This is a genomic window from Rhodoferax sp. EU05-FHT12H12 (assembly GCF_058791215.1).
On sequence record NZ_JBYTDI010000003.1, the window covers coordinates 285,241 to 311,753 of the forward strand.

Below are 26,513 nucleotides of genomic sequence, written 5' to 3' on the forward strand. Positions count from 1 at the left end.
AACCCGGACATGCCGGGCTTTGCGGGGTGCGCTGGTCACTGCATCGCTGCAGCTACCGTGCTTACCACTTCTTGACTTTGTCCAGCTCGGCAAATGCGTCGGCCGAGGACTTTCCTTGGGTTTCAGCTGCGGGCTTGGCGCTGGCCTTGGCGGCGGGAGCGGCGGCCACTTGCTGGTTGGCCTTGGCGTCAGTGGCTTGGTCGGCAGCCATGGCTTGGCCAGCAAATGCGGAAGTCAAAGCAATAGCGATTGCGGCGATAGAAGTCTTGTTCATGATGAAGTTCCTTTCAATGTTTAGAAGAATCCGCTCTGGCGGGCATCACACCGTCTGAACAGCATCGATGGGGCGTTAAATTCATGCGTCTCGTCGATGGGATGAACTGTAAAATTTCTGATTAAGAAGATAAACAGCGTACGCAGCACATGTACGTTTCTATTTTGGCAATAATGGCGGCTTGATATCGCCTTAAAGTGCCCCCATGGACCGACTTCTTTCAATGCGTGTGTTTCAGCGGGTGATCGACGAGGGGGGCTTTGCCGCCGCCGCGCGGGCCTTGGACATGTCACCCGCGGTGGTGACGCGGCTGGTGGCTGACCTGGAAGAGCACCTGGGGACGCGGCTCTTGCACCGTTCTACCCGGCGCCTGTCGCTGAGCGAAGCGGGTGAATCCTACCTGGTACGGGTGCGTGCGATTTTGCAGGACATTGACGAGGCCGACGCCCTGGCCAACCTGCACACCCAGGAGTTGGCCGGTGAGCTGCATGTGCTCGCCACACCGGTGCTGGCGACCTATGTGCTGGCGCCGCTGGTGGCGGGCTTTCGGGCCCTGTACCCCAAGATCGTGTTGCATGTGAATGTCGAGTCGTTCGTGGAGCCGCCCATTGATGGCCATGATGTCACCTTGTTCACCGCCGACGAGGCCTACGACGGTGATGTGGTGGCTCGAAAAATTGCGGCCGTCGAGGGCGTTTTTGTGGCGTCGCCAGAGTATTTGCAGCGCAAGGGTACGCCGCTGCGGCCCGAAGATTTGTCGGCCCACGACTGTCTGGGTATCAAGGGCGGTAACTTGGGTACACGCCTGTGGCGCCTCAAGAACTCGGAGAATTTGCAGGATTTTGTGGATGTGCCGGTGACCCCCGTCGTTTGGTCCAACCACATCGAAACCCTGATCCGTGCCACCCTGGACGGTGCTGGCATTGCCCCCGCCACGGTGGAGCTGGTGGCGCCCTTTTTGGCCAGTGGGGAGTTGGTGCGCGTCATACCGCCCTGGATTGCGGGGCAGATGTTTTTGTACGCGGCCTTGCCCAGCCGCCAGTTCTTGCCCCGGCGCACGCGCGTGTTTCTGGACTACCTGTCCGAGCAAACCCGCTTGCAACTGGCCAGCGCCATGGATGCGTGTGGCGCCGGTTGTGGCCCGGTGTTAAGCCAGCGCTAGCTCTGCCCCAAACTTGCTGCGCTTGACGCTGAAAAATGCCTTCACATTGCGCACATTGGCATCGGCCGTGAACAGGCGCTGTGTGAGCGCTTGGTAGCCGGGCATGTCGCGGGCGTGCACCACCAGGCAAAAGTCCGGTCCGGGGGACACGCGGTAGCACTGCTGCACGGCCGTTTCGTCCGCCACGCGGGCCTCAAACCGCTCCAGCGCCTCGGCATCTTGCCGGTCCAGCGTGATCTCGACGATGGCCGTCAGCCCATGGCCCAGTGAGGTGGCCAGGCGCTCCGGGTTGAGCAATGCAATCTGCTTTTCGATCAGGCCCGCATCGCGCAGGCGTTTGACGCGGCGCAGGCAGGTGGGTGGCGTGGTGTGGGCCAGTGCGGCCAGGGCCTGATTGCTCAGGCTGGCATCGCGTTGCAAGGCCGCCAGCAGCTGCAAGTCCACGGCATCTAGTGTTATTGATTCCATATTTTGTTTATAAATGAAATAAAAATTTACATCAATGAATTTGTGAAATAAATGATCATTTTTAAATGAAATATGAACGCATATTTTTCTGTGTTCTGCCTACGATGCATGCCATTAACAGATTGGGAGACTGCTTATGTGTGGCATCGTCGGCGCGGTATCGACCCGCAACATTGTTCCTGTGCTGGTGCAAGGCCTGGAGCGTCTGGAGTACCGGGGGTATGACTCCTGCGGCGTGGCGGTCTATGCGCAAGATGGGCAACCCGGTTTGCGCCGCGCGCGCAGTACCTCACGCGTCGCCGAGTTGATTGAACAAGTGGCGAGCGGTGGTGTGCAGGGCCAGTTGGGCATTGCCCATACCCGTTGGGCGACCCATGGCGCACCGGTGGTGCATAACGCCCACCCCCACTTCAGCCATGGCACCGGTGCCGATGCCGACAGCAAGCCCGGCCGTGTGGCCCTGGTGCACAACGGCATCATCGAAAACCACGATGAACTCCGGGCTGCACTCAAGGCCAAGGGGTATGTGTTCCACAGCCAGACAGACACTGAAGTCATCGCCCACCTGATTGACAGCCTGTACGACGGCGATTTGTTTGAAGCCGTGAAAGCCACCGTGCTGCAGCTGCATGGTGCGTACGCCATTGCCGTGTTCTGCAAGGACGAACCGCACCGCCTGGTGGGCGCGCGCGCCGGCTCGCCCCTAATTCTGGGCGTGGGCAAGGACGGGCAGGAGCACTTCCTGGCCAGCGACGCTATGGCCCTGGCGGGGGTGACCGACCAGATCGTGTACCTGGAAGAAGGTGACGTGGTGGACGTGCAGCTGGGCAAGTACTGGTTGATCGACAAGGCCCACAAGGCCGTGACCCCGGCCCAGCGCCCTGTCAAAACCGTGGTGGCACATAGCGGTGCGGCCGAACTCGGCCCCTACCGCCACTACATGCAAAAAGAGATTTTTGAGCAGCCGCGCGCCATTGCCGACACGCTGGAAGGCGTGGAAGGAATCGTCCCCGAGCTGTTTGACCAGCAGGGCAACCATGCGCCCGGTGCCAACGCGGCGCGCGTGTTCAAGCAGATCGACAGCGTGCTGATCCTGGCCTGCGGCACCAGCTACTACAGCGGCTGCGCCGCCAAGTATTGGATCGAAAGCATCGCCAAAGTGCCATGCCAGGTAGAAGTGGCCAGCGAGTACCGCTACCGCGATTCGGTACCCAACCCCAACACCCTGGTCGTCACCATCACCCAAAGCGGTGAAACCGCCGACACCCTGGCCGCCCTGCGCCATGCGCAAAGCCTGGGTATGCAACACACGCTGACCATCTGCAATGTGGCCACCAGCGCCATGGTGCGGGAGTGCAGTCTGGCTTACGTCACCCGCGCGGGGGTGGAAATCGGGGTGGCTTCGACCAAGGCCTTCACCACACAGCTTGCGGGACTGTTCCTGCTGACGCTTTGCCTGGCGCAAGCCAAGGGACGGTTGACGGATGCCGATGAGGCACGCCACCTCAAGGCCATGCGCCACCTGCCCGCCGCGCTGCAAGCGGTGCTGGCACTCGAGCCACAAATCATGGCCTGGGCCGATGACTTTGCGAAGAAAGAAAACGCGCTGTTCCTGGGGCGTGGCCTGCACTTCCCGATCGCCATGGAAGGTGCCTTGAAGCTCAAGGAAATCACCTACATCCACGCCGAAGCCTATGCCGCCGGTGAACTCAAACACGGCCCGCTGGCGCTGGTGACGAGTGAGATGCCGGTAGTGACCGTGGCACCCAACGACGCGCTGCTGGAAAAACTCAAGAGCAACCTGCACGAGGTGCGCGCGCGTGGTGGTGTGCTCTATGTGCTGGCCGATGCCGATACGCGCATCGACAGCGGCGAGGGCCTGCACGTGATCCGCATGCCCGAGCACTACGGTGAGCTGTCACCGCTCTTGCACGTGGTGCCCTTGCAACTGCTGGCCTACCACACGGCCTGTGCGCGCGGCACCGATGTGGACAAGCCACGCAACCTGGCCAAGAGTGTGACCGTGGAGTAGTGGGGGCACAAAGTGCAAGTGTTGCGGGCTGAAAAAACAGTCGGTAACTGGAAAAAAGGTTGTGAACTAGGAATTACGGTCGCTTACTTGTGGTTTCGACAGATTCAGTGGGGTGAGCATTACTTGTACGACCTCGGCAGTCTTCAAACCACGGCACTATCGCGTGGGCGTTGACGGCCTCGTGGCTTGTGCGGCGCGGGGACGATTCGATTGATCCGAGTCGCACGGACGGCATATGCGTGTTTGTGCCCGCTTTGGAGCAGTAAACCACGCTCTCGCCAGTAAGTGCCTGGTAATAGAACCTCGAACACGATGAGCTCTTCACAAACCCTTGCAAGAGCTCATGCAAAAACTACAACTCCCCGCAGTCCATCGCTCACTGCGTATTCACACCGTCGTCGCTGCCGTTCTTTGCACCATGGGGTGCGCTACCGCTGGCGCCCAGGTGCGATCAGATGCTGGCGTGGCTGGAACCCCAGAAACTTCCTCAGCCTGGGGCCTGGGTCTGGGTATTTCATCGGCCCAACGTCCATATCCCGGCGTGGAAAACAAGAACAGCGCCATTCCTATTCTGTACTACGAGAACTCCTGGCTCCGGATCAACGGCGGCATCGCAGACTTCAAAATTGCGAACAAGGACTTTGGCGCCACTGGTTCCCTGGCATTTGCGGGGCGGCTGAAGTACGAAGACAGCGGCTTCAAAGCCGATGACTCGCCATTGCTCACCGGGATGGATGAGCGGAAAGGGGGCCTGTGGGGTGGGGCAGCTGTGACGTGGAACCATCCTGTGGTTCGGGTCTCGGGTGAATGGCTTTCCGATCTATCGAGCAACAGCAAGGGGCAAAAACTGCAACTGCAAGTGGACCGCCGCTTTGGATTTGGCAGTTTTGCCGTTACGCCACGGCTTCAAGCCCAATGGCTCGACAAGAAGTACGTCGACTACTACTTCGGTGTGCGGGCGCATGAGGCGTTGCCAGGGCGCTCGCAGTTCACAGGCGAGGCTGCCTCTACGCTGGAGGTGGGTGTCCGGATGGACTACATGTTCCGGCCAAAGCAAATGGTTTTTGTGGATGTCAGCGCCACGAGCTTGCCCGAAGAAATCAAGAACAGCCCGATTGTGGGTCGCTCCAGCGTATCGCGGGTGTCTGTTGGCTATCTTTACCGGTTCTGAGATGCAAGGCTGCGCGCTCGCTTTCGCACTGCCCCTTCCCGATGGGGGGGCGGTCGGCACAGGCATGGGGCTGTCATTGGTACGGTCCAGTGTCTTCCCGTGCGTACCGCCTTTCAGTGGGCAGGTCCACGCCATTGCGCTGGATGAGCTCTTTGAGTACCACGTTTCTCTGTTCCGCCATGCCTTGGAAGATGCGCTGGGTACGGAAGCCCCTGGCCCTGCGCGGCTTCTGCGGGCCTATGTCCGGGCGGTATGCGCCAGCGCCATGGCCATGGGGCCGAACGAGCGTGCTGCAGTGGCTTCGCTGATGTGCACTCCCGAGTATCGGGTGATCTGGTCAGATTTCATCGACGAGGTCTGCAGCGGCGACGCTATGGACCCTGCAACGCAAATGATCTGTCGCTACGCAGCGGAAGGTCTTTGGCTGGACTATGCCCTGGAAAGGGGGGCTGGGCCAGATTACATCGCCGATGTGCAGCAGCGCCTCCTGGCGTTGACGAATGCATGAGATGGCGTGCCAGCCAGTCGGCTGTTGATTTGCCAGCGGTATTCCCTGCATGCATGCACTAAGCTTGGCGATCCCTATTGATACAAAGATGAACCGCATCGCACTGGTGGAAGACCATGAACGCCTCGCCAACCTGGTCCGCCAGGCGATGGCGGGCGCAGGAATTGGCGTGGACGTTTTTCCGGACATTGAGTCCGCATGGTTTGTCTTGCGAGACATCAGCTACGGTGCTTTGGTGGTAGACCGTGGGTTGCCAGATGGGGATGGACTCCAACTGGTCCGCCGCCTGAGATCGGCGGACAACACCATCCCGTGCCTGATGTTGACGGCCAGGGACGCATTGCATGACAGGGTCGATGGCTTGGAGTCCGGGGCGGACGACTACCTCACCAAACCGTTCCCCATGGAAGAGCTGATTGCCAGGGTGCGAGCGCTGCTGCGGCGTCCCGCCGCCTTGCGGGCGATGAATCCGGCTTTGGGAGACCTTTGCCTGTTTCCGGCGCAGGCCCGTCTGGCGTGCGGCGAAGAGTCCATCACGTTGCCGCCCGCCGAGATGCAGATCATGCTGTGCCTGTTGCGTAAGACGGACCAAATCGTGCGCAGGTCTGCGTTGGAGGCTGCAGCATGGGGAATCTCTGAAGCAGTCACCCCCAACGCGCTAGACGTTGCGTTGCATCGCCTGCGCAGAAAGCTCCTGGCGATCGGCTCGCACATGGAGATCGTGAACATCAGGGCCCATGGATATGCGCTTCGTGACGATTCGGTGGCCCCGTAGTTTCCGCGCGCGCCTGCTGCTCGTTTATGTGGCGGGCATGGCGCTGAGTGCTGCCCTCGTGGGCGTCGTTGTCATGGTGCTGGCCGAACCTTTCAACCGGTACATGTTGGAGAGCGGCACCATCGACAAGGCGCAGCAGATTGCTGCCAGTGTGCAGTTTGACGCAGCAGGAATGCCGACGGGGTTTGACCACACGGTGGTCGAGCTTTGGGCGTTCAGCAGCTTGCAGGAGGAAGTGGCGGCGCGCATCCTCGACAGTCAAGGCCTGGTGCACTTCACCTCAGACGGCAGCAAGCAGTCGTTGGCACCCGATGGTGCGCAGTTCGACCCTTCGAGAAAGGCTTTTCAGCTGGTTCGCCATGGCGTTGTCATGCATGCAGCCACCGTACCTGCCAGGCGTGGCGATACAACCTGGTACGTGCAGTTTGCCCTCAGCGACCGCCTGGTGCTGCAGGTGCAGCAAAGCATTGGCCGGCCTGCACTGCTTCAGGGCGTGGTGGCGACCTGCGTGACGTTTCTGGCTGTTTTTCTGATCACTGCGCATTTCACGCTACAGCGTGCGCTCAGACCCTTGCGGGTTGCATCGCTCAAGGCGCAGCGCATCACCCCACAGTCGCTGGGTGATCGCCTTGATCTGCAAAGCCTTCCCAGCGAATTGGTCCCGCTGGTCGATGCGTTCAATCGGGCCCTCGATCGTCTCCAACTGGGATTTCAGACGCAGCAGGAATTCCTCGCCAATGCTGCGCACGAACTCAAGACGCCGCTGGCGCTGATTCGGGCGCAGGTAGAGATGGAGGCACCAGAAACTCGCAATCCGCATCTCATCCAGGACATCGACCGGATGGCACGCCAGGTGCAACAACTACTGCTTCTGGCCGAGGCCAGCGAAGAGCGGAACTACCGCATGGAGGCATGCGCCCCCCGCGTGGCCATGATGGAGGCATCTGATTTCATGAGCCGCGTCGCGCAGCGCAGCCATGTGCAGATCAGCCTGATCTTCGAGGATGCGGTGGGAACAACCTGGATGGCGGATCGCGGAGCTGTGTTCACGCTCCTCAAGAATCTGCTGGAGAACGCTATTCAGCACAGCCCGGCCGGTGGCACGGTGTATTTGCGGGTGCATGCCAGCGGATTCTCCGTCTCTGACCAGGGGCCTGGCGTTGCTCCCGAGCATCTGGAGAAACTCTTTGAACGCTTCTGGCGAGGCGCATCCAGGCGCGATGAGGGCGCGGGACTCGGGCTGTCCATTTGCAAGGAGATCGTTTCGGCGCACGGATGGCATATCGAAGCACGGCTCGGTGCCCCCGGGCTGCAAATGCACGTTGTATCGCCTCAAAGAGACCTGCATTGAAAAATTCACTTTGAATTCATCCCATGCCTGATGAGGCTGCACCGGTCCATCAAGGTCGGGTGACTTTGTTTCTGGGAATAAACTCAGACAAGGAATTCAAGCATCTCGTTCGCCAACACCTTCCTGACATTTCGGAGGATGTTTGCTCCTTGGCAAGACTGGGACAGCTAGCAGCCATCGCCGGTATGGCACTCCCTGACGATGCTAGGAAGCACAGCATGCTAACTGCGCAAGAAACATACAGGTCCAATGCCTTGCGTCGGCGGAGGCACAGGAATCGCCCCGGTTCTCTCAATCGTGCGAGGCGCAATTGCTGAGGGCATGAACAACCCAATCCACCTCTACTTTGGTGTTCGAAGCCAACAAGACGTATACGACACCGATCGCTTGCGCCAACTGGCTAAAGACCATTCCAACATCTGCATCAACATCCTAGTGGCCACCGGTGAGGCCGGGGAAATGCAGCGGACAGGGCTCATGACTGACGCTATTGAGCGCGACCTTACCTGTGCGGAACGCATGCAATGGTTGACGCTCTGAATTTACTGGTGGCACACCTAGGCGTCAGTCCAGAACATGTCTATGCAGACGCTTTCTACCCCAGCGGTATCAGAGTTTCTTCTATCCCTCCATCTGAATCGAGCAAGGAGACAAATAATGACAACAACAGCCTCAGTATTCCCCGATAAGCCGCAATGGGAGGCCGCTCATTGCAGTCACCAGATCCAGAACATCAGCGCCCAGGCGTAGTCCACCAGTGCCAGCGCAGGGAGCACCGCCGCCAAGGCCAGTAGCTGGCGGCTGCGCGGGGGGGCGTAGCGCTGGCAAATGCCGTGCGCCAGCACCAGCGACCACAGATTGGCCGCGGTCAGCAGCAGCAGGCGCACGTCATTGACCCAATGCACCGGAACACCTTCGCTCTTGAGTAAGTTCACCGTCAACGCCGACAAGCCCAGGAAGATGCCGCAACCCGCCAGCGGAACGAGGGCCTGGCTCAGGTGGTAAAAGCGCTGCGTGCGCCAGGGGCCAAGCATCCGATTGGCCGCGGCCAGCGGCAACGCCAGCCCCAGGCCCATGACCGCGCCCATGCCAAAGATATAGGCCAGCAGCAAGCCGCCGTCGAGCCAGGAAAACACGTCGCGCTGTGCGGGGTAGTTCGTCAGCAGCCACCAGGGCGCGTTTTCGGCGAAGGGCCACCAGATGTCGCGCGCCATCAGCCACTCCGCCAGCCACTGCTTGGCCGCACCAAAGTGCGGGTTCACCGTCCACTGGAAAGCGCCGATGGCAATGCCCAGCAGGCCCACCAGAATCAACAGGGTTTGCCAGCCATTGGCCAGCTGTTCGCCCAGCGCCACCACTTCGGTGTTGGGCGAGCGCACGGTCAGTGCGATGGCGTCGCGGTGGCCGCTGCAACGCCCGCACATGTGGCAGTCGCTGGCACCTTCCATTTTGCGCATGGCCACCAGCGGGGCGCAGTTGACCGGCTGGATGCGGATGGTGCGCCCACCTTGCGGGGTGTAGGACGCGCGCCAGGCGGCCGCATCCACCTTGAAATGCAGGGGTGACAACTTGCTCAGCAGGCCAAAGACTCCGCTGACCGGACACAGGTACTTGCACCACACCCGCTTTTCACGGCCATACACATAACCAATGGCAATGGCCGCCACCGTGGAGCCCCCCAGCACCAGCAACACTGCCTTGGGGTACTGGTAGACACTGACCATCTGGCCGTAGACGGTGGTGCCCACAAAGGCGACGAAAGGCCAGCCGCCCCAGCGCATCCAGTGCGGTATGGCGTGGTTGCGCCCCTTGCGGCTGGCCCATTCCGACAAGGATCCTTCGGGGCACAAGACGCCGCACCAGACCCGCCCCATGAGCACCATGCTCAGCAGCACGAAGGGCCACCAGATGCCCCAGAACACGAACTGGGCAAACACCGTGAGGTGGGTGAATACGTGGGCTGTTTCATCGGGCAGCGGCAACAGCGCCGGTACGATGATCAGCGTGCCATAAAACAGCACCACCACCCATTGGGTGGCGCGAATCCAGCGCCCGTGTCGGCGCAGCCAGTCGCCGGCAGCGACGCTCAGCGCGTTCAGGCGCGCGCTTGTTGCTGGCGCGTTGGCCGCGATATCCATTGCACACCACCCCAATACAGACAAAACACCAGAAAAATCATCAGCGAGGGCCGCGCCCGGTAGCCGGTGAAGGCCGACACCACGCCCCCCAAAACGGTGCCGTCATCGAGCACGCCCGAGCTGTCCCACAGCTGCGACACCAGGGCCGGCACCAGTTGCACGCCAATCAGCCGGTCCACACCCGCCACCAGCAAGGCTCCGCCCAGCAGCAGCAACATGATCTCCGTGCCTTTGAAAAACGCACGCCAGGAAATGTATTTGCCGCCCAGTTGCAGCAGGTAAAAAGTGCCGGCAGCCAGCACCACACCCAGGCCCAGCGCCAGCCAGAAAGACGGGGCGCCCAGACCATTGACGCCCGTGGCCAGGCTGCTCAAAAACAGCACCGCCTCGCTGCCCTCGCGGGTGACGGCAATCGCGGCCAGCGAAAACACGCCCCACCAGTTTTGCTGCTGTGTACTGTGCCCCAGCGACTGCTCCAGGTCCCGGCGCATGCTTTGCCCGTGGCGACGCATCCAGAACACCATTTGCACAATGAGGCCCGCCGCCGCCAGCAGCAAACCGGCCTGGAAGTATTCCTGGCCTTCGTCGGACAGCACGGCATTCACCGCGTCAATACCCAAACCCAGCAGGAAGGCGCCGCCCAAGCCCGCCAGCACCCCCAGCCACAGGTATTTCAAGCCGGGCTTGCCCTGCGGGTTGTGCGACAGCCAGGCATGCAAGATGCCCACCACCAGCATGGCCTCGACGGTTTCCCGCCACATCACGAACAGTATCTGGCTGAAGTTCTGCATGGCTTACTTGGCAACAATGCTTCCTTGACCGGTCTGGATGTGGAAGTCGTCGAAGAACTTGTATTCCCCTGGCTCCAGCGGAAAAATCACAACAAAGGACGAACCGCCCGGGTTCAGCGCCTTTTCCTTGCGCAACTGCAGGCTCTCGAACTCGATGGCCTCGGTGCCGGTGTTGAAAATCTCGATCTTGATTTTCTTGCCCGCCGGGACAACCAGCTTTTGCGGCTTGAACACGCCGTTGTTGCACTCCAAGCGAAAGGTCGGCAATTCGTCTGCAGCCTGCGCGCCGCTCAGCGGCAGCATCCACAGACAGGCCAGCGCAGCCAGGGCGAGTCGTTTGTGCATGGTCAGTCCCAACGCGGCAAGGGCTTAGTAGCCGCCTTTTTTACCGGTACCGGCAAAAGTGAAATCGTAGTTCAGGTCGAAGGCCTTGAACCAGGGGGCCACGCCGGTTTCCTTGTCCACATGGCGGCCGAAATGACCGTGGGCGTTGGCCGACGGCGGCTGCACCGTGAACTTGAGCTTGTACTTGCCCGGGCCGTCGAGCTTGACGTTGTCACCGTAATGGGGGCCGTCGCTGGCCACCATGGGCATCAGGTCGCCCTCGACCTTGAAATTGCTACCCACCTTGGTGATTTCAAATTTGATGACCAGGTTGGGCATCCAGTCGCCTTCGGCAAAGCCGTTGGTGTTTTTCTTGGTGGCGTGGATGTCTGCTTCGAGGTGGATATCGGACTCTTCCACCCGTTTCATCATGCCGTCCGGCTCCATCTTGACCGGCTGCAGGTAGACCGCACCAATCTCCATGCCGCTGACGATCTGGTGTTTTCCAATCGGGGTCTCGGCGGCCTGGCTCAGAGGGGCGGCGAGGGCCAAGCCGGTGAGTACGAGGCAAAGCAGTTTCGTTTTCATGGTGCGCTTACTTTCGACATTTAGAAGATGATTCGAGCCGACATCGTGGATGCGGGTGACTCTCGGTTGCGATGTGGTGCATCGCCCCAGGTTGGGTATTTGAATCGTTCTAAATGAGAATGATTTTGATTTTTATCAATGCCTGTGCTGCCACGGCATTTTGATGCGCTGGAACGCACAGCGGTGCGGGTAACCGTAACCTCAGCGAAAACGAAAACTTTGGAATTTTCCCGACAGAGTTCGTTGCAATGGCAGCGAAATCTCAGCCGATTCACCGAGCGGCGAGCGATGTGCCTGCAAAACCCAGTGTTGCACTCCGCATTCCACCAATTCGTCGGCGAGCGCAAGCAGTTGATTCTCGGCAAACAGGCCGGAATGCCATGTCGTCCGGCATTCGAGGCCTGTGTTGCTGGCCAATAGCAGGCGCAGTGATTCCCGGGCGCGCGCACCACTGCCAGGGGTGCCGGTGAGCGCGTCGTGGCAGTGCAGGGGAGCCTTGATGTCCAGGCCCACCCAATCCAGCTGGGGCAATACGGCCGCCAGGCGCTCTGGGTACATGCCCCCGGTGTGCAGGGCGGTTGCAAAGCCCAACGCGCGCACCGCCTGCAGCGCTTCGGGTAGTGCGGTTTGCAAGGTGGGCTCGCCGCCGGAGAACACCACACCGTCGAGCAGTCCCCGGCGGGTGTGCAAAAAAGCCAGCACCTGCGCCCAGTCCCACGGGGTGGGGGCGTTGGCATCCAGCAGTTCGGGGTTGTGGCAGTAGCTGCAGCGCCAGGGGCAGCCCTGACAAAAGACCACCGCCGCCAGACGCCCCGGAAAGTCAATGGTGGTCAGCCGGGTCAGGCCACCCACCCGAAGGCCGGTGCCCGCGCGGGCAGCCGCTATCGCATCGCGCGCGGAGGTTTCAGCCCGCACAGCGCTGTTCGGCAAAGAACTGGCGCTCCTGGTGCTCGCCCTGTTTGCCGATGTTGAAGCTGGCCACCGGGCGGTGGTAGCCCATGACGCGGGTCCACACCTCGCAGGGTTGGCGCTCGGCGTCGGTGAGCTGCACGGCAGCGGACAGAGGGGTAGATTCAGTGGTGCTGTGGTTCATGTAATACTCCTTTAGTGGTTGAATTTGCTATAAATTTGGTAGCTACTCGCGCATATTTGGCGGGGGCTACATGCCAATTAGGCTGCTAATTTTTCGCGTTTGGCCAGTAGCCGCTCGGTGTCGCACACCGGGCAAAACGGGTGTTCGCCCGCCAGGTAGCCGTGTGTGGGGCAGATCGAGAAGGTGGGTGTGACCGTGATGTAGGGCAGGCGAAAACGGGTCAATGCGCGTTGGACCAGCGCACGACAGGCGTCGCCGCTGGATAGGCGTTCACCCATGTACAGGTGCAGCACAGTACCGCCGGTGTACTTGGACTGCAGCTCCTCCTGGCGCTGCAGTGCCTCAAACGGATCGTCGGTAAAGCCCACGGGCAGTTGCGACGAGTTGGTGTAGTAGGGCCGTTCAGTGCTGCCGGCCTGCAGGATGTCCGGCCAGCGCTTGGCATCTTCCTTGGCAAATCGGTAGGTGGTGCCTTCGGCCGGTGTGGCCTCCAGGTTGTACAGGTGGCCGGTTTCTTCCTGAAAGTCGACGATGCGTGCACGCACGTGGTCCAACAGCCGCAGGGCCAGGGCCAGGCCTTGCGGGGCTGCGATGTCGTAGAGGTCGGCGCTGAAGTTGCGCACCATCTCGTTGATGCCATTGACGCCCAGCGTGCTGAAGTGGTTGCGCAGCGTGCCCAGGTAACGCTTGGTGTAGGGGAACAGGCCCTGGTCCATCAGGCGCTGGATGAGCTTGCGTTTGGTCTCCAGGCTTTGTTTGCCCAGTTCCAGCAGTCGGTCCAGTGCGGCCAGCAAGGCTGGCTCGTCGCCGCGGTACAGATACCCCAGGCGCGCGCAGTTGACCGTGACCACACCCAGGCTGCCGGTCTGCTCGGCGCTGCCGAACAGGCCGTTGCCACGCTTGAGCAACTCTCGCAAATCGAGCTGCAGGCGGCAGCACATGGAGCGCACCATGTTCGGCTCCAGCTCGGAGTTGATGAAGTTCTGGAAGTACGGCAGGCCGTACTTGGCCGTCATCTCAAACAGCAGCTGCGCGTTCTCGCTCTCCCACGGGAAATCCTTGGTGATGTTGTAGGTGGGGATGGGGAAGGTGAACACGCGACCCTTGGCGTCGCCCGTGGTCATTACATCGATGTAGGCGCGGTTGATGAGGTCCATCTCCACCTGCAGGTCGCCGTACGCGAAGGGCATCTCTTTGCCAGCGATCACGGGCACCTGCTCGCGCAGGTCCTCGGGGCAGGTCCAATCGAAGGTGAGGTTGGTGAACGGCGTCTGCGTGCCCCAGCGCGAGGGCACGTTCAGGTTGTAGACCAGCTCCTGGATGCACTGGCGCACGGCGGCGTAGTCCATGGCATCAATGCGCACAAACGGGGCCATGTAGGTGTCGAACGACGAGAACGCCTGCGCACCCGCCCACTCGTTTTGCAGCGTGCCCAGAAAGTTCACGATCTGCCCCACGGCTGAGCTCATGTGTTTGGGCGGCCCCGACTCCACTTTGCCCGGCACGCCATTCAGCCCCTCGTGCAGCAGCGTGCGCAGCGACCAGCCCGCGCAGTAGCCGCTGAGCATGTCGAGGTCGTGGATGTGGATGTCGCCGTTGCGGTGCGCCTCGCCGATCTCGGGCGTGTAGACGTGCGACAGCCAGTAGTTGGCCGTGACCTTGCCCGCCACGTTCAGGATCAGCCCGCCCAGCGAGTAGCCCTGGTTGGCGTTGGCGTTCACGCGCCAGTCGGCACGCGTGAGGTATTCGTTGATAGACGACTCTACATTCACCAATGTCTGGTGGTCGGCACGCAGGGTGGCGTGGCGCTCGCGGTAGGCAATGTAGGTGCGCGCCGTGGCCAAGTGGTTGGCGGCAATCAGGGTGTGTTCCACCACGTCCTGGATTTGTTCAATGGCGGGCGCCAGCCCATGGAAGCGGTGAATCAGCACCTTGCCCACCTGGGCGCACAGCAAGCTTGCTTCGTCGTCACCAAATTCGCCGCTTGCCGCACCCGCACGCACCAAGGCCGAGTGGATCTTGGCTGCGTCAAAAGCTGCGCTTTGGCCGCCCCGCTTGATGACCGAGCGCGGTAAGGAAGTAGGGGGATTGTGCAAGGGGGCTCCAGCGTGATTGTTGATCGTAAACACTACCTATGGTGTGCACGATAGCCTTGAGACACTACCTGTAGTTTGATTTAAGACAAAGGTCCGCATGGGTGTCTGGTGGTTTTGTGGTGTTTTGGGTCTTCCGATATCGGCACAAAGTGCCATACCAGGTTCATGCGGTGGGAAGGCTCCAACACGCTGTCGCGCGCGCACAGATTGCTCTGTTGACCGCGGGTGCAGGTTGCAAGTCGTTGCGCAGGACGTTGACGGCGGCCGCATGGGAACAAGGCCGCCTGGATGCCGCCCCTTTGCTGCCGCCTGCCAGGCGCGACACGACACGTCGCCACACCGCCTGCCGGGTTGATGGATCGGTCCTGAAGCACAAATATGCCTATGGAGACCGTGGTTATTGCGCTACCAGCTATCAAATAAATAGCATCATGGTTGCTGCCAGGTGACGCTGCGTAACACTCTGCAACAGGGTCGGCGCCGCGTGGTGTCCGGACGTTGCGTGGGGGCGGGGCGCAGGCGGCTATGCTGCATGGGCCCCGCCGCTGGTGCACTTGGGGTGCGCCGGTTGCCTACCTTTTTGCAGAAAGTTTCTCTATGCGCTCTATTTCCGCTCCCTTTGCTTTGGCTGCGCTCACGGTGCTGGCCCAGTCCGCGTTGGCCCAGTCCACCGAGCAGCGCAGCACGCTGGCGGACCAGCAAGAGGTGGCCGTCACCATTTACAACGACAACCTGGCCTTGGTGAAAGACCAGCGCCGGGTGTCGCTCAGTGGCGGCAAGTCAGCGCTTGCTTTTCGTGATGTGAGCGCCCGCATGCGTCCCGAAACCGCGCTGCTGCGCAGCGTGAGTGCACCGGGCGCGTTCAGCGTGTTGGAGCAGAACTTCGACTTTGATTTGCTCACCCCCCAGAAGATGCTGGAGAAGTACGTGGGCCAGACCGTGAACGTGGTGCGCACCAACCCGGCCACCGGGGTGGAAACCACCGAGGTGGCCACCGTGCTCTCCGCCAACAACGGCGTGGTGCTCAAGATCGGCCAGCGCATCGAAACCGGAATCCCCGGCCGCCTGGTGTTTGGCGATGTGCCAGCCAACTTGCGCGACCGCCCCACACTCGTGATGGCACTGGATAACAAGGGCACCGCCCAGCAAGACGTGGAACTGAGCTACCTGACCTCCGGCCTGGGCTGGAAGGCCGACTATGTGGTGGAGCTCAACGCGGCGGACGACAAGCTCGACATGTCCGGCTGGGTCACGCTCACCAACACCAGTGGCGCCACCTACCGCAATGCGAAGCTGCAACTGGTGGCGGGCGATGTCAACCAGGTGCAGCCCGAGTTGCAGCGTGGCCGCCCGGTGCTGATGGCCGCACCCATGGCAGCCAAGGCCGAATCGCGCATGGCCGAAGAAGCCTTGTTTGAATACCACCTCTACACCCTGGATCGCCCCACCACCATTGCCGAGAACCAGACCAAGCAGGTGGCCCTGATGTCGGCCAGCGGTGTGCCTGCGCGCAAAGAGCTGCTGCTGCAAGGCAATGACTACTATTACCAAGGGGCAGCCGGCGACCTGGGCCAAAAGATGAAGGTGGCCGTGTTCGTGGAGTTTGACAACAAGGAAAGCGCCCGTTTGGGCATGCCCCTGCCCAAAGGTGTGGTGCGGGTGTACAAAAAAGACAGTGCGGGCAACGCCCAATTCATCGGTGAAGACCGCATCGACCACACACCGAAAAACGAAAAGGTCCGCCTCAAGCTGGGTGACGCGTTTGACGTGACGGCCGACAAAAAGCAGACCGACTTCAAGAAGCTCAGCGGTACCGGCAAGTACAACTATGTGTTCGAGAGCGCCTACCAACTGGTGCTGAAGAATGCCAAGAAGGAGGCCGTGACCGTGACGGTGCAGGAACCCATGCCGGGAGATTGGCAAATTCTGAGCGCCAGCCAGGCGCATACCAAAGGGGCTGCCAATACTGCAGTCTGGAAGGTCAATGTGCCTGCCGAAGGCAGTACTGTTTTGACTTATCGCGCACTGGTCCGCTATTGACCCTGGCCGGGCCTGCCCGGATACTGGACCGTTACTGTTACGGAGCGGTCCATGAAGTCCTTGAGTATTGCGTTGAAGCTGTGGTTGCCTGCCATCGCGGTGAGTGTGGGGCTGGTGGCCATGGCCTCGGGCTCCGCCGTTCGCACCATCCGTTCGCAGGCGATCACGGTGGCCGAGCAATCAGAACAGCAGAGCAAATTGGAGATGGCTGCCCGCTGGCGGGGGCTGGGCGAGGCCAATGCCCTGCGTGGCATTGGTGCTGCGCTGAACGCCGATGCCGCAGCGGGCCAGTTGTTGTTGGCGGACCAGAACAGCGCCATGGCAGAAATCGGCCAGTTGCAGGCGGGGCTGGAGAAAATCATGCAAAGCCCTGCCGAGAAGTCGGCACTCGAAGCGGTGAAGGCCAGGGCGCAGTCTTTGCAGGCTTCCATCAGCAAAGCCCAAGATCTGAAGGCTTCGGGCGACATGGCTGCAGTGGGAAGCCATATCCAGTCGGCCACGCAATCTGAACTCAAGGCATTTTTGGCCGCTCAGCAAACCATGGTGGAACTCACCGAGGCCGGGGCCACAGCCCTGCGAGACAAGGCGGGCGAAGAGCGCATGCGTACGGTCTGGTCCGTCGCGGGCATCATGGCGGTGATTGTGGTGCTGATCTCCATCGGTACCCGCCTGTTGCAGCGCAATGTGTGCGACCCGCTGGACGACATCGTTCGGGTGGCTCAGTCCATCGGCCAAGGGGATCTGAGCGTGGCCATCCAGACCACACGGCAAGACGAGATGGGCGAAGTGTTGCGTTCCTTGGCCCATATGGCCGACTCGCTGGCCCAGCTGGTGGGGCAGGTGCACAAGTCCACTGGCAGCATCAGCATCGCCAGCTCCGAGATTGCGCACGGCAACCAGGACCTCTCGAACCGCACCGAGAGCACGGCCTACAACCTGCAACGTGCCGCCTCGACGATGGACCACCTCAATGGCTCGCTGCAGCAGTCGGTGGAGGCCGCCCGGCAGGCCAACGCGCTGGCGGGGTCGGCTTATTCCGTGGCGGAAAACGGCGGCTCCGCGGTCTCCCAGGTGGTGAGCACCATGCACGAGATCAACGCCTCCTCGCACAAGATTGTGGACATCATTGGGGTGATTGACGGCATTGCTTTCCAGACCAACATCCTGGCCCTCAATGCCGCCGTGGAAGCCGCCCGCGCGGGCGAGCAAGGCCGCGGGTTCGCTGTGGTGGCCAGCGAAGTGCGTGCGCTGGCCGGGCGCAGCGCCGAGGCAGCCAAGGAAATCAAGGCCCTGATCGGCAGTTCGGTTGCCAATGTGGAACATGGTTCGCGTCTGGTGGACGGGGCCGGACAGACGATGCAGGACATCGTGCAGTCGGTCCAGCGCGTGACCGGCATCATTGCCGAAATCAGCGCTTCCAGCAGCGAGCAGAGCCAGGACATGCAGCAAGTGAGTGCCGCCGTGTCCGAGCTGGAGCAAATGACCCAGCAGAACGCGGCCTTGGTGGAGCAAAGTGCTGCGGCTGCGGCGTCCCTGCGTGAGCAGGCAGCCTTGCTGGACCGCCTGGTGGGCCGGTTTACCTTGCCTGGCGGTGCGCGTGGACTCGCTCCCCTGTCTTTGCCTGCGACCTGACGAACTGTGGGCGCAAGGCTTGTCACACATCAAAACGCACCATTGTGGTGCGTTTTTCGCATGGGAAATGTCTGCCGTCTCGCAAAAAAGCCAAATTTTTTAAAAAAAGGCCTAAATAACCCCCTAAATCTGCCGTTAAGAAATGTACGTCAACTCCTAAAAGTAACCGGAGGGGCCGCAAGGCCTACCCAAAATGCAACTGCCATCCATCGATCGAAACCCAAATGTGCGCCCCACCGGCGCAGATTTGGCTTCGTCTGGGGCACATAGGGTTATCCCAGTTGCTCCGGTCAACCCTGTAGCGAACGCCAACCCGTCGGTCGAGTCCTCTCCTGGAGTCATCGACATGGTGAACCCTGCACTCAAGAGCCCGGAGGGCCAGCCACCCCGCGTTGTGCTGCCTGAGCCGACAGAGCGCGGTGCGGAGGCGGCTACGGCGCCCAAAGACTGGACGATCCATCGCCCGGAGCCGGAAAAAGTGGAAGACCCTCCGCCCAAGCCGATTTCGCAAGTGCTGTTGGACCACCTGAAAACCATGTGGACCGCCAGTGCCAGCGCTATCCAGATTGAGCAGGTCAAGATCCAGCTCACCCCACCGCAGCCGCTGACCCCCGCCGAAGTGCCGGGTCAGTTGGCCAAGGAGGTGCTGGTCTACACGCCCAGCAAGATCAAAAAGACCGAAAACATCTGATCCCGGCACCGCCGGGCCCAGCCAACGGTCTTCCGCCTTGCTCTACCATGGCGGCCATGCACACCACCGCACTCGTCCTCTTCTCCGGTGGGCAGGACTCCACGACCTGCCTGGCCCATGCCCTGGCGCGCTACGAGCGTGTCGAAACCATTGCCTTTGACTACCGCCAGCGCCACAGCGTAGAGCTGGAGGCCCGGCTAAACGTGCTGCGCGAAATCCGCGCGCGTTTTCCCCAGTGGGCCACCAAGCTGGGCGAGGACCACCTGCTGGATCTGGCTGTGCTGGGCGAAGTGAGCGAGACCTCACTCACGCGCGACACCGCCTTCCAGATGGAAGCCAATGGTCTGCCCAACACCTTTGTGCCGGGGCGCAACCTGCTGTTCATGACGCTGGCGGCGGCCCTGGCCTACCGGCGCGGCCTGCAGGTCATCGTCACCGGCGTGTGTGAGACCGATTTTTCGGGCTACCCCGATTGCCGCGACGACACCATGAAAGCGCTGCAGCTGGCCTTGTCGCTGGGCATGGACAAACGCTTTCTGATCGAAACCCCGCTGATGTGGATCGACAAGGCCCAGACCTGGGCGCTGGCCCATGCGTTGGGCGAGCAGTCCGGCGTGCCCGGTGGCGGCCAGGCGCTGGTGGACCTGATTGTGGAGCACACCCACACCTGCTACCTGGGTGACCGCACCCACCGCCAGGCCTGGGGCTACGGCTGCGGCAGCTGCCCGGCCTGCGAGTTGCGGGCCAAGGGTTATGCGCGGTTTTCGGACAAGGTGAACAAGGCCCCCTCGCCCTGACGGGGCGTGAGCACCCACTGGCGGCTGTGGAAGGCCGCCACCGCCGGACGGTGCGCGATGGACACCAGGCCGCCACCACGCCGGGTCACCAGGTCGCTCAGGCGCTGGTACAGCGTCTGTTCGGCTGCTTCGTCCAGCGCGCTGGTGGCTTCGTCGGCAAAAATCCATTGCGGTTGTTTGAGCAGTACGCGCGCAATCGCCAGGCGCTGCTGCTCGCCGCCGGAGAGCTTTTGGCTCCAGGCGTCTACCCGGTCCAGATCGTCCACCAGCCCCGGCAGCAGGGCATCGTGCAGTGCCTGCTGCAGTTGGGCATCGCTGTAAGCCGTGGTGGCCTGCGGGTAGGCCAGGGCCTCACGCAGCGGGCCGTTGGGAAAGTAGGGCCGCTGCGGGATGAACATGGTGTCGGCGGGCAGGTGCACCGCACCGCTGGCAAAGGGCCAGATGCCCGCCAGTGTGCGGAACAGGCTGGACTTGCCGCTGCCCGACGGGCCCTGCAGCAAGATGCGGTCGCCGGGCTGGGCCTGCAGTTGGGTGGGGGCCAGCAGCACCGTGCCGTTGGGCAGGGCCACGGACACATCTGCACCGCTCAGGGTGTCGGATTTTGCTATGGTTTCAGGAGCTGCTTGCGCAATAACCACGGGCGCTAGAGCCTTAAATGATGCTTCAAAGCTGGTCAGGCGGTCGGTGGTGGCGCGCCAGGTGGCCAGGCTGCCGTAGTTGTCGACAAACCAACTCAAGGCACCTTGCACTTGGCCAAAGGCACTGGATATTTGCATCAGCTCGCCGAGCTGGATGGCACCGCTGAAGAAACGCGGTGCGGCCACCACAAACGGAAACACCACCGCAGCCTGGCCAAAGAAGCTGGTGAACCAGATCAGGCTTTTCTGCGCCTTGATGAGTGCCAGGTAGTTGCCCAGCACCTTGTCAAACCGGTCACCGAGCTGGTGGCGCGCCACGGATTCGCCACGGTCCAGCGCAATCGATTCGCTGTACTCGCGCACCCGGATCATGGTGTGGCGAAAGTCGGCCTCCACGCGTTGCTGGGCAAAGTTCAGCGGAATCTGCTTTCGGCCAATGTAGTGGGTGATGATGCTGCCCGCAGCGCAGTACAGCACCGCCATCCACACCATAAAGCCGGGGATGTTGTAGTCGTGGCCTGCCACGTTGAAGGCAAAACCACCCGACAAACTCCACAAAATGCCAATAAAGCTGGCCAGCGTCACCACGGCGTTGAGCAGGCCCATGCTGAGCGAGATGGTGTAGCCGGTGAACTGGTTGATGTCTTCCTGGATGCGCTGGTCCGGGTTGTCGGGGTTGGCATCGCTGTGGGCTGCACTGGTGAAGCGGGCCAGCTCCAGCCGGTAAAACGCCTGGCCACTGAGCCAGCGCTGCAGGTAGTGCGCCGTCATCCAGGCGCGCCAGCGCATCTCCAGTAGCTGGGTCAAGTAGAACTTGTAGACCGCAATGACGATGAAGGCGAAGGCGAGGTAGGTGAAGCGGCCCAGCTGCGTCCAGAACACGCCTGCATTTTTCTCTTGCAACGCGTCGTAGAACAGCTTGTTCCAGTCGTTGAACAACACGGCCATGTAGACCAGACCCAGGTTCAGCGCCACGATGGCGGCCAGCATGCCGCGGGCCTTCCATTTGTCCTCGGAGTGAAAGTAGGGTTGGGTCAGCGCCCACACGCGGCGCGCAAACTGCCCAAACGCGCGGAGCTTGGCGCCCACGGTTGCCACAAAAGCCATGTCCGTCATCCTTGTTTGAAATGGCAGCGGCCCACAGCCCTGCTCTGGGGCCATGGTAGCGGCTGCAAACCGCTTGTTGCGTTAGTGGTGGGAAGGGGGGTCGATGTCGCGCTGCAGCGGCGCGGGTTGCGAGGCGCGCACTTGCTCGGCGGTGCGGTCATACCCATCGCGGGCCAGGCGGCGCCACATCTGCGCGTTGGCGGAGAGCGTGGGGCTGTGTTGCAACTGGCCGACCGGGCTGGCGCTCTCTGCTGGAGTGGCAGAGGGCACACGGGCGGACTTGAACCAAGACATCATGCGCCTAGCTTAGGCACGTGCCCCGGCCTTGTCAGCCAGTTTTACATTGCTTTACCAATGCTTTTCGCGCTGTTACTTTAGTTGCGCACACCGCTGGCCACATGGCCTGCCGGTACATGGCGTGCGGCGGATTCGATGTGGCCGGTCTGGTCGTCAAAGAAAAAATCGGGCTCGAACTCACGCAGAAACTCGCCCTTGTCCAGCCCGCCCAGGAACATGGCTTCGTCGACTTCGATGTTCCAGTCCATCAGCGTGCGGATGGCGCGCTCGTGCGCCGGGGCGCTGCGTGCGGTGACCAGCGAGGTGCGGATGCGCATGTGCGGAATGGCCGCCTGTTGCATGCGGTGCAGCGCCACCAGCAGGGGCTTGAAGGGGCCGTCGGGCAGGGGCAGGGCGACCTTGTCCATTTCGTGTTTCTGAAACGCCGACAGGCCGCCGCTCTGGTAAATCTGCTCGGCCTCATCGCTGAACAGCACGGCGTCACCGTCGAACGCGATGCGCACTTCAGACGGGTGGGCATCGCTGGCGTGGGCGCTGTGCGGGTAGACCTGTGCCGCGGGTACACCGGCCGCCAGTGCCGCGCGCACATCGCTCAGGTGCGTGCTCAAGAACAGGTTGGCGTGCAGCGGCTTGAGGTAGCGCCAGGGGGCCTCGCCGCGCGTGAACGAGCAGCGGATGATGGGCAGGGCGTAATGCGCCGCACTGCGCATGACACGCAGGCCGCTGACGGGGTCGTTGCGCGAGAGGATGACCACTTCCACGCGTTGCGATGGGGTTTCGTTGAAGGCCAGCAGTTTTTGCACCAGCGAGAAGGCCACGCCGGGTTTGGCCGGGATGTCGAGCCGGTCGCGCTGCAGCTGCATGTAGGCGCGGTCGTCACCCTGCTCAAAGATCTGGTTCTCTTCTTCAAAGTCAAACAGCGCGCGGCTGGAGATGGCAACGACCAGTTTGCCGTCGAGGGTGAGTGCCATGGGTTGGTTACTTCACTAATTGATTCAATTGGATGATCGGCATGAGCACGGCCAGCACGATCAGCATGACCACGATGCCCATGGCGACGATGAGCAGGGGCTCCAGCAGTGTGGCCAGTTGCAGGGCGCGGCGCTGCACCTCGGTGCGCAGTTGCAGGGCGGCGCGGTCCAGCATCTGGGGCAGGCGGCCGGTCTGTTCGCCCAGGCGGGCAAACATGGCCAAGAGTGGCGGGAAGCGTTTTTCGTGGGCCAGTGCGCTGGCCAGGGGGGCGCCTTCACGCACCATCACGAGCGCGCGCAGGGCGTCTTCGCGCATGGCCCGGTTGGACAGGGTCTCGGCTGCCGCCTGCAGCGCCTTGAGAATGGGCACGCCTGCGGCCGCAAGCATGGACAGGGTGCTGGCAAAACGCGCCGCGTTGTAGCCGCGGGCCAGTCGGCCCAGAATCGGCAGGCGCAGCCACAAGGTGTCGACTTTTAAGCGAAAAGCGGCCCCAGCCCAAGCCAGCTTTGCGCCAATAGCTCCTATAACGATAGCGGCCAATGCCAGCAGGCCATAGTTGCTGACGCTGCTGCTGATGCCCAGCATGACGCGGGTGAGCAAAGGCAGGGCCTGCTTGGAGCCGGCAAACACACCAGCCACCTGCGGCACCACATAGGTGAGCAAAAACATGACGATCAGCAAGGCCACCACACTGACCACAGCGGGGTAGAGCGCTGCGCCCAGCAGCTTGGAGCGCAGGGTGTGTTGTTCTTCCAGTTCATCGGCCAGGCGCTCCAGCACCGTGCCCAGGTGGCCACGGTATTCACCCGCGCCCACCACGGCCACATAGATCTCGGAAAACTCCCGCGGCTGCTGCGACAGGGCCCGGCCCAGGCTGCTGCCGCTGTTGACTTCGGCGCGCAGGGTGGCGACTACGTCGCGCTGGGCGGGGGTTTCGGCCTCGTCGGTGAGGGCGCTGAGCGCGCGCTCCAATGGCAGCCCGGCCGACACCAGGCTGGCGAGCTGCCGCGTCCATACGGCGCGCTGGGTGCTGGTGAAGGCCCGCCGTACCCGGCGGGCGCTGGGGTTGCTGGTATCGCTGGCGCTGCGCAGTTCCTGCACGCTCAGAGGCACCAGTTGCTGGGCCCGCAACTGGCTGCGCGCGGCGCGCGGCGCGTCGGCCTCCAGCACACCCGTGTGGGTCTTGCCATCGGCGTCGAGGGCGGAGTAGGTGAAGGCGGCCATGGCGCAATGGTAGCCGCAGGCCGCGGTCGCGGGTTTTCCACCATGACAAGAAAAACCCTGCCGCGTATGCTTCTCTAAAAGCACGACCGTGCTATTTAAGACTCGCAACTGCCGACACAAGCAGCAGCCCGCAAGTCCTGCGCGACAGCGTCCCCCACCCCTGTGGTCGCACCGCTTCCATCGACTGATATCCCTTCAACCCCATCGACCCTCCAGAGGTCCCGAGGAGACAAGCATGAAGAGTACCGTGATGCGTTGGCTGGCCGCGTGCGCGCTGGCCCTGAGCCTGATTCCCACCGCTTTTGCAGCGGGCTATACCCAGACCAAATACCCCATCGTGCTGGTGCACGGCTTGTTTGGCTTCGACAACATCGGCCCCGTGGAGTATTTCTACGGCATTCCCTCCGCCCTGCGTGCCGATGGTGCCAAGGTCTATGTGGTGCAGGTGGCTGCGGCCAACAGCACCGAGGTGCGTGGCGAGCAGTTGCTCAGCCAGGTTCGGCAGGTGCTGGCCGCCACGGGGGCGGCCAAGGTCAACCTCATGGGCCACAGCCATGGCGGGCCCACGGCGCGGTATGTGGCCTCGGTGCGGCCTGACCTGGTGGCCTCGGTCACTTCCATTGGCGGCGTGAACAAGGGCTCGGCAGTGGCCGATGTGCTTCTGGGTGTGGCGCCCGCGGGCACCTTCAGCAATACCGTGCTGGTGTCTATCACCAACGGCCTGGGCACCCTCATCAACTTCTTGTCGGGTGGTGGTGGGCTGAGCCAGAACTCGCTGGCGGCCGCCCAGTCGCTCAGTACGGCAGGCAGCAAAAAATTCAATGCCGCCCACCCCCAAGGTGTGCCCACCAGCGCCTGCGGTGAGGGCGCGTACACCGTGAATGGCGTGGCCTACTACTCGTGGAGTGGTGCCAAGCCCTATACCCATCTGCTGGATGTCGCAGACCCGGCGCTGGCCCTGACCTCGCTGGCTTTCCTGGGTGCCAAGAACGACGGTCTGGTGAGCAGTTGCTCTTCGCGCCTGGGCAAGGTCATCCGCGACGATTACGCCATCAACCACCTGGACGAAGTGAACCAGACCGTGGGCCTGACCAATTTGTTTGAGACCAGCCCGGTCACCCTGTTCCGACAGCAGGCCAACCGCCTGAAGAACGCAGGGTTGTAAGCCTTGCTGTCTCAGCGGTGGCGCCGCGCGTGCGTGGGCCTCTGTGGGGGCGCACTGGCGGCGGCTGTGCTGTGGTGGGCCTTACCGTCAGAACCGGGGATCGCGGGTAGCGCGTCGGCGCAGCGTGTGTCGGTGCTGGCGGCACCCGCGGCTTCCCTGCAAGGCACGGAGCCCGATGGCGTGGACAGTCTGGGCGGGCTCAACCCCCTGCCGGGAGCGGGCAGCGGCCCTCTGGCCTACGCCGCGCTGCGGCGCTTGTTTGACTACCACCTGAGCACGGTGGGGGAGCAATCGGTACCCGCCATCGCGCAGCAGATTCACCTGGCACTGGACCAGACTCTGGCGCCCGAACAGGCCGCGGCTGCCAAGCGTTTGCTGGCACGGTACCTCGATTTCAAGCACGCGCTGTTTGCGCTGGAGCAGCACTGGACCCAGTTGCCGCCGGGCTCGCAAAGTGTGCGTCAGCGCTTTGATGGCATGCAGGCGCTGCGTGCCCGTTTTTTTAATGCCGAAGAAGAGCAGGCCATGTTTGGCCTGGAGGACGCGGCCGACCAGGATGCGCTGGCGCGGTTGGACATTGCGAACAACCCCGCTCTGGATGCGGCACAACGCAGCGCCCAGTGGGCCACGCTGGATGCCGCCATGCCGCAAGCCTTGCGTGCAGAGCGCGATGCGCCGCGCGCGATTCTGCATTTGGAGGACAAGGCCCGGGCGCTGCGTGCCCAAGGGGGAAGCGAGGACGAGGTGTACCGTTTGCGTGCCCAGGCGCTGGATGCGTCGGCAGCGGCCCGACTTGCCGAGCTGGACCGGGAGGACCAAGCCTGGAGGGGCCGAATGGACCGCTACCTGGCCGAACGCGCGGCGGTGTTGACGGCGTTGGCCGAGGCCCCGGAGTCGGAGCGTGTGGCGGCATTGGACAGTTTGCAGCAAACGCAGTTCTCGGAGCTGGAGCGCAAGCGGTTGGCGGCCTACGAGCCCTGACGCAAAAAAGCCCCCACAGCGGCAACGCTGCGGGGGCTGTCACGGCGTGCGTGGTTTTAGTTGGTGCGGGTCGCGGGGTAGAGGTTGGGGAACAGTTCGTTCAACTTGCGGCCTGCGCCCGATGCGTATTCGTCCGTACCGGTGTCTTTGCTGGCCACGATGTCACCGGTGCGCTGGGCTTCTGCCAGTTCAGCGCGT

The 26,513-nt window shown here is 62.2% G+C and carries 26 protein-coding genes; 13 read left to right on the forward strand and 13 right to left on the reverse strand.

The genetic code is table 11. The features are described 5' to 3' along the window. Positions 1-61 precede the first annotated feature (61 nt). Positions 62-274 (reverse strand): hypothetical protein, encoded by a 213-nt coding sequence (locus AC3WS7_RS10745; RefSeq protein ID WP_296472657.1) that lies wholly within the window; start codon positions 272-274, stop codon positions 62-64. 205 nt (positions 275-479) lie between these two features. Here AC3WS7_RS10745 and AC3WS7_RS10750 point away from each other — a divergent pair, with 205 nt between their 5' ends. After that, on the forward strand, positions 480-1,436 hold the full coding sequence (locus AC3WS7_RS10750; protein ID WP_492656336.1) for a LysR family transcriptional regulator: 957 nt from the start codon (positions 480-482) through the stop codon (positions 1,434-1,436). Here AC3WS7_RS10750 and AC3WS7_RS10755 read toward each other — a convergent pair. Next, the gene (locus tag AC3WS7_RS10755) at positions 1,422-1,904 is read right to left on the reverse strand and encodes an Lrp/AsnC family transcriptional regulator (RefSeq protein ID WP_296472659.1); all 483 of its coding nucleotides are present in this window, start codon (positions 1,902-1,904) and stop codon (positions 1,422-1,424) included. The two genes, AC3WS7_RS10750 and AC3WS7_RS10755, sit on opposite strands and share 15 nt — an antisense overlap. A gap of 136 nt (positions 1,905-2,040) precedes the next feature. On the opposite strand from AC3WS7_RS10755, the gene glmS reads away from it, so the two are divergent. The 6 genes from glmS to AC3WS7_RS10785 all read left to right on the forward strand — a co-directional run bounded on the left by glmS (position 2,041) and on the right by AC3WS7_RS10785 (position 8,281). Then, complete coding sequence (glmS, locus tag AC3WS7_RS10760; protein WP_296472660.1) at positions 2,041-3,936, forward strand: glutamine--fructose-6-phosphate transaminase (isomerizing); 1,896 nt, start codon at positions 2,041-2,043, stop codon at positions 3,934-3,936. 343 nt (positions 3,937-4,279) lie between these two features. Continuing rightward, complete coding sequence (locus tag AC3WS7_RS10765; RefSeq protein WP_492656337.1) at positions 4,280-5,107, forward strand: MipA/OmpV family protein; 828 nt, start codon at positions 4,280-4,282, stop codon at positions 5,105-5,107. Between the two features lie 64 nt (positions 5,108-5,171). After that, positions 5,172-5,615: a hypothetical protein gene (locus AC3WS7_RS10770; protein ID WP_492656338.1), complete on the forward strand. Its 444-nt coding sequence runs from the start codon at positions 5,172-5,174 to the stop codon at positions 5,613-5,615. 88 nt (positions 5,616-5,703) lie between these two features. Then, a complete protein-coding gene (locus AC3WS7_RS10775) occupies positions 5,704-6,390 on the forward strand; it encodes a response regulator transcription factor (RefSeq protein WP_492656339.1) in 687 nt (228 codons plus the stop codon). Then, a complete protein-coding gene (locus AC3WS7_RS10780) occupies positions 6,353-7,741 on the forward strand; it encodes a sensor histidine kinase (protein ID WP_492656340.1) in 1,389 nt (462 codons plus the stop codon). The genes AC3WS7_RS10775 and AC3WS7_RS10780 overlap by 38 nt, the downstream gene beginning before the upstream one ends. A 249-nt stretch (positions 7,742-7,990) precedes the next feature. Continuing rightward, positions 7,991-8,281 (forward strand): ferredoxin reductase domain-containing protein, encoded by a 291-nt coding sequence (locus AC3WS7_RS10785; RefSeq protein ID WP_492656341.1) that lies wholly within the window; start codon positions 7,991-7,993, stop codon positions 8,279-8,281. A 176-nt stretch (positions 8,282-8,457) separates the two neighbouring features. On the opposite strand, the gene AC3WS7_RS10790 is transcribed toward AC3WS7_RS10785, so the two are convergent. The 7 genes from AC3WS7_RS10790 to AC3WS7_RS10820 all read right to left on the reverse strand — a co-directional run bounded on the left by AC3WS7_RS10790 (position 8,458) and on the right by AC3WS7_RS10820 (position 14,771). Further along, a complete protein-coding gene (locus AC3WS7_RS10790) occupies positions 8,458-9,807 on the reverse strand; it encodes a 4Fe-4S binding protein (protein WP_492656540.1) in 1,350 nt (449 codons plus the stop codon). A 29-nt stretch (positions 9,808-9,836) separates the two neighbouring features. Beyond that, a complete protein-coding gene (locus AC3WS7_RS10795) occupies positions 9,837-10,670 on the reverse strand; it encodes an FTR1 family iron permease (protein ID WP_492656342.1) in 834 nt (277 codons plus the stop codon). 3 nt (positions 10,671-10,673) lie between these two features. Further along, a complete protein-coding gene (locus AC3WS7_RS10800) occupies positions 10,674-11,015 on the reverse strand; it encodes a cupredoxin domain-containing protein (RefSeq protein ID WP_492656343.1) in 342 nt (113 codons plus the stop codon). Positions 11,016-11,039: 24 nt separating this feature from the next. Next, a complete protein-coding gene (locus tag AC3WS7_RS10805) occupies positions 11,040-11,582 on the reverse strand; it encodes an iron transporter (RefSeq protein WP_492656344.1) in 543 nt (180 codons plus the stop codon). Positions 11,583-11,783: 201 nt separating this feature from the next. Beyond that, complete coding sequence (locus AC3WS7_RS10810; protein WP_492656541.1) at positions 11,784-12,467, reverse strand: anaerobic ribonucleoside-triphosphate reductase activating protein; 684 nt, start codon at positions 12,465-12,467, stop codon at positions 11,784-11,786. A 19-nt stretch (positions 12,468-12,486) separates the two neighbouring features. Further along, positions 12,487-12,675, reverse strand: a complete 189-nt coding sequence (gene nrdD, locus AC3WS7_RS10815; protein ID WP_296472668.1) for an anaerobic ribonucleoside-triphosphate reductase — start codon at positions 12,673-12,675, stop codon at positions 12,487-12,489. 77 nt (positions 12,676-12,752) lie between these two features. Next, complete coding sequence (locus tag AC3WS7_RS10820) at positions 12,753-14,771, reverse strand: ribonucleoside triphosphate reductase (RefSeq protein WP_492656345.1); 2,019 nt, start codon at positions 14,769-14,771, stop codon at positions 12,753-12,755. A gap of 597 nt (positions 14,772-15,368) precedes the next feature. Here AC3WS7_RS10820 and AC3WS7_RS10825 point away from each other — a divergent pair. The 4 genes from AC3WS7_RS10825 to queC all read left to right on the forward strand — a co-directional run bounded on the left by AC3WS7_RS10825 (position 15,369) and on the right by queC (position 19,931). Then, positions 15,369-16,811 carry a DUF4139 domain-containing protein gene (locus tag AC3WS7_RS10825; protein WP_492656346.1) on the forward strand — a complete coding sequence of 481 codons (1,443 nt, stop codon included), beginning with the start codon at positions 15,369-15,371 and terminating at the stop codon, positions 16,809-16,811. Positions 16,812-16,862: 51 nt separating this feature from the next. Next, on the forward strand, positions 16,863-18,443 hold the full coding sequence (locus tag AC3WS7_RS10830; RefSeq protein ID WP_296472681.1) for a methyl-accepting chemotaxis protein: 1,581 nt from the start codon (positions 16,863-16,865) through the stop codon (positions 18,441-18,443). A 346-nt stretch (positions 18,444-18,789) separates the two neighbouring features. Beyond that, the gene (locus tag AC3WS7_RS10835; RefSeq protein ID WP_492656347.1) at positions 18,790-19,134 is read left to right on the forward strand and encodes a hypothetical protein; all 345 of its coding nucleotides are present in this window, start codon (positions 18,790-18,792) and stop codon (positions 19,132-19,134) included. Between the two features lie 56 nt (positions 19,135-19,190). Beyond that, entirely contained in the window at positions 19,191-19,931 is a 741-nt protein-coding gene (gene queC / locus AC3WS7_RS10840) for a 7-cyano-7-deazaguanine synthase QueC (RefSeq protein WP_492656348.1), read from the forward strand. Here queC and AC3WS7_RS10845 read toward each other — a convergent pair. The 4 genes from AC3WS7_RS10845 to gspF form a co-directional block, all read right to left on the reverse strand. Then, the gene (locus tag AC3WS7_RS10845) at positions 19,886-21,676 is read right to left on the reverse strand and encodes an ABC transporter ATP-binding protein/permease (RefSeq protein ID WP_492656349.1); all 1,791 of its coding nucleotides are present in this window, start codon (positions 21,674-21,676) and stop codon (positions 19,886-19,888) included. The genes queC and AC3WS7_RS10845 overlap by 46 nt on opposite strands. Positions 21,677-21,757: 81 nt before the next feature. Then, positions 21,758-21,973: a hypothetical protein gene (locus tag AC3WS7_RS10850; protein WP_492656350.1), complete on the reverse strand. Its 216-nt coding sequence runs from the start codon at positions 21,971-21,973 to the stop codon at positions 21,758-21,760. 77 nt (positions 21,974-22,050) lie between these two features. Then, positions 22,051-22,944, reverse strand: a complete 894-nt coding sequence (locus AC3WS7_RS10855) for a 5'-nucleotidase (protein WP_296472692.1) — start codon at positions 22,942-22,944, stop codon at positions 22,051-22,053. A gap of 7 nt (positions 22,945-22,951) precedes the next feature. Continuing rightward, positions 22,952-24,169 (reverse strand): type II secretion system inner membrane protein GspF, encoded by a 1,218-nt coding sequence (gspF, locus tag AC3WS7_RS10860; protein ID WP_492656351.1) that lies wholly within the window; start codon positions 24,167-24,169, stop codon positions 22,952-22,954. Between the two features lie 235 nt (positions 24,170-24,404). Here gspF and AC3WS7_RS10865 point away from each other — a divergent pair, with 235 nt between their 5' ends. Both AC3WS7_RS10865 and AC3WS7_RS10870 read left to right on the forward strand, forming a co-directional pair. Further along, positions 24,405-25,334 (forward strand): lipase family alpha/beta hydrolase, encoded by a 930-nt coding sequence (locus AC3WS7_RS10865; protein ID WP_492656352.1) that lies wholly within the window; start codon positions 24,405-24,407, stop codon positions 25,332-25,334. 126 nt (positions 25,335-25,460) lie between these two features. Then, positions 25,461-26,315, forward strand: coding sequence for a lipase secretion chaperone (locus tag AC3WS7_RS10870; protein WP_492656353.1), 855 nt, complete (start codon positions 25,461-25,463; stop codon positions 26,313-26,315). The last annotated feature ends 198 nt before the right edge of the window (positions 26,316-26,513 follow it).

Excerpts from the sequence above, each read along its gene's own strand:
- AC3WS7_RS10745 (WP_296472657.1), bottom strand. The coding sequence starts at position 274 with ATGAACAAGACTTCTATCGCCGCAATCGCTATTGCTTTGACTTCCGCA.
- AC3WS7_RS10750 (WP_492656336.1), top strand. The coding sequence starts at position 480 with ATGGACCGACTTCTTTCAATGCGTGTGTTTCAGCGGGTGATCGACGAG.
- AC3WS7_RS10755 (WP_296472659.1), bottom strand. The coding sequence starts at position 1,904 with ATGGAATCAATAACACTAGATGCCGTGGACTTGCAGCTGCTGGCGGCC.
- glmS (WP_296472660.1), top strand. The coding sequence starts at position 2,041 with ATGTGTGGCATCGTCGGCGCGGTATCGACCCGCAACATTGTTCCTGTG.
- AC3WS7_RS10765 (WP_492656337.1), top strand. The coding sequence starts at position 4,280 with ATGCAAAAACTACAACTCCCCGCAGTCCATCGCTCACTGCGTATTCAC.
- AC3WS7_RS10770 (WP_492656338.1), top strand. The coding sequence starts at position 5,172 with ATGGGGCTGTCATTGGTACGGTCCAGTGTCTTCCCGTGCGTACCGCCT.
- AC3WS7_RS10775 (WP_492656339.1), top strand. The coding sequence starts at position 5,704 with ATGAACCGCATCGCACTGGTGGAAGACCATGAACGCCTCGCCAACCTG.
- AC3WS7_RS10780 (WP_492656340.1), top strand. The coding sequence starts at position 6,353 with ATGGATATGCGCTTCGTGACGATTCGGTGGCCCCGTAGTTTCCGCGCG.
- AC3WS7_RS10785 (WP_492656341.1), top strand. The coding sequence starts at position 7,991 with ATGCCTTGCGTCGGCGGAGGCACAGGAATCGCCCCGGTTCTCTCAATC.
- AC3WS7_RS10795 (WP_492656342.1), bottom strand. The coding sequence starts at position 10,670 with ATGCAGAACTTCAGCCAGATACTGTTCGTGATGTGGCGGGAAACCGTC.
- AC3WS7_RS10800 (WP_492656343.1), bottom strand. The coding sequence starts at position 11,015 with ATGCACAAACGACTCGCCCTGGCTGCGCTGGCCTGTCTGTGGATGCTG.
- AC3WS7_RS10805 (WP_492656344.1), bottom strand. The coding sequence starts at position 11,582 with ATGAAAACGAAACTGCTTTGCCTCGTACTCACCGGCTTGGCCCTCGCC.
- nrdD (WP_296472668.1), bottom strand. The coding sequence starts at position 12,675 with ATGAACCACAGCACCACTGAATCTACCCCTCTGTCCGCTGCCGTGCAG.
- AC3WS7_RS10825 (WP_492656346.1), top strand. The coding sequence starts at position 15,369 with ATGCGCTCTATTTCCGCTCCCTTTGCTTTGGCTGCGCTCACGGTGCTG.
- AC3WS7_RS10830 (WP_296472681.1), top strand. The coding sequence starts at position 16,863 with ATGAAGTCCTTGAGTATTGCGTTGAAGCTGTGGTTGCCTGCCATCGCG.
- AC3WS7_RS10835 (WP_492656347.1), top strand. The coding sequence starts at position 18,790 with ATGGTGAACCCTGCACTCAAGAGCCCGGAGGGCCAGCCACCCCGCGTT.
- queC (WP_492656348.1), top strand. The coding sequence starts at position 19,191 with ATGCACACCACCGCACTCGTCCTCTTCTCCGGTGGGCAGGACTCCACG.
- AC3WS7_RS10845 (WP_492656349.1), bottom strand. The coding sequence starts at position 21,676 with ATGGCTTTTGTGGCAACCGTGGGCGCCAAGCTCCGCGCGTTTGGGCAG.
- AC3WS7_RS10850 (WP_492656350.1), bottom strand. The coding sequence starts at position 21,973 with ATGATGTCTTGGTTCAAGTCCGCCCGTGTGCCCTCTGCCACTCCAGCA.
- AC3WS7_RS10855 (WP_296472692.1), bottom strand. The coding sequence starts at position 22,944 with ATGGCACTCACCCTCGACGGCAAACTGGTCGTTGCCATCTCCAGCCGC.
- gspF (WP_492656351.1), bottom strand. The coding sequence starts at position 24,169 with ATGGCCGCCTTCACCTACTCCGCCCTCGACGCCGATGGCAAGACCCAC.
- AC3WS7_RS10865 (WP_492656352.1), top strand. The coding sequence starts at position 24,405 with ATGAAGAGTACCGTGATGCGTTGGCTGGCCGCGTGCGCGCTGGCCCTG.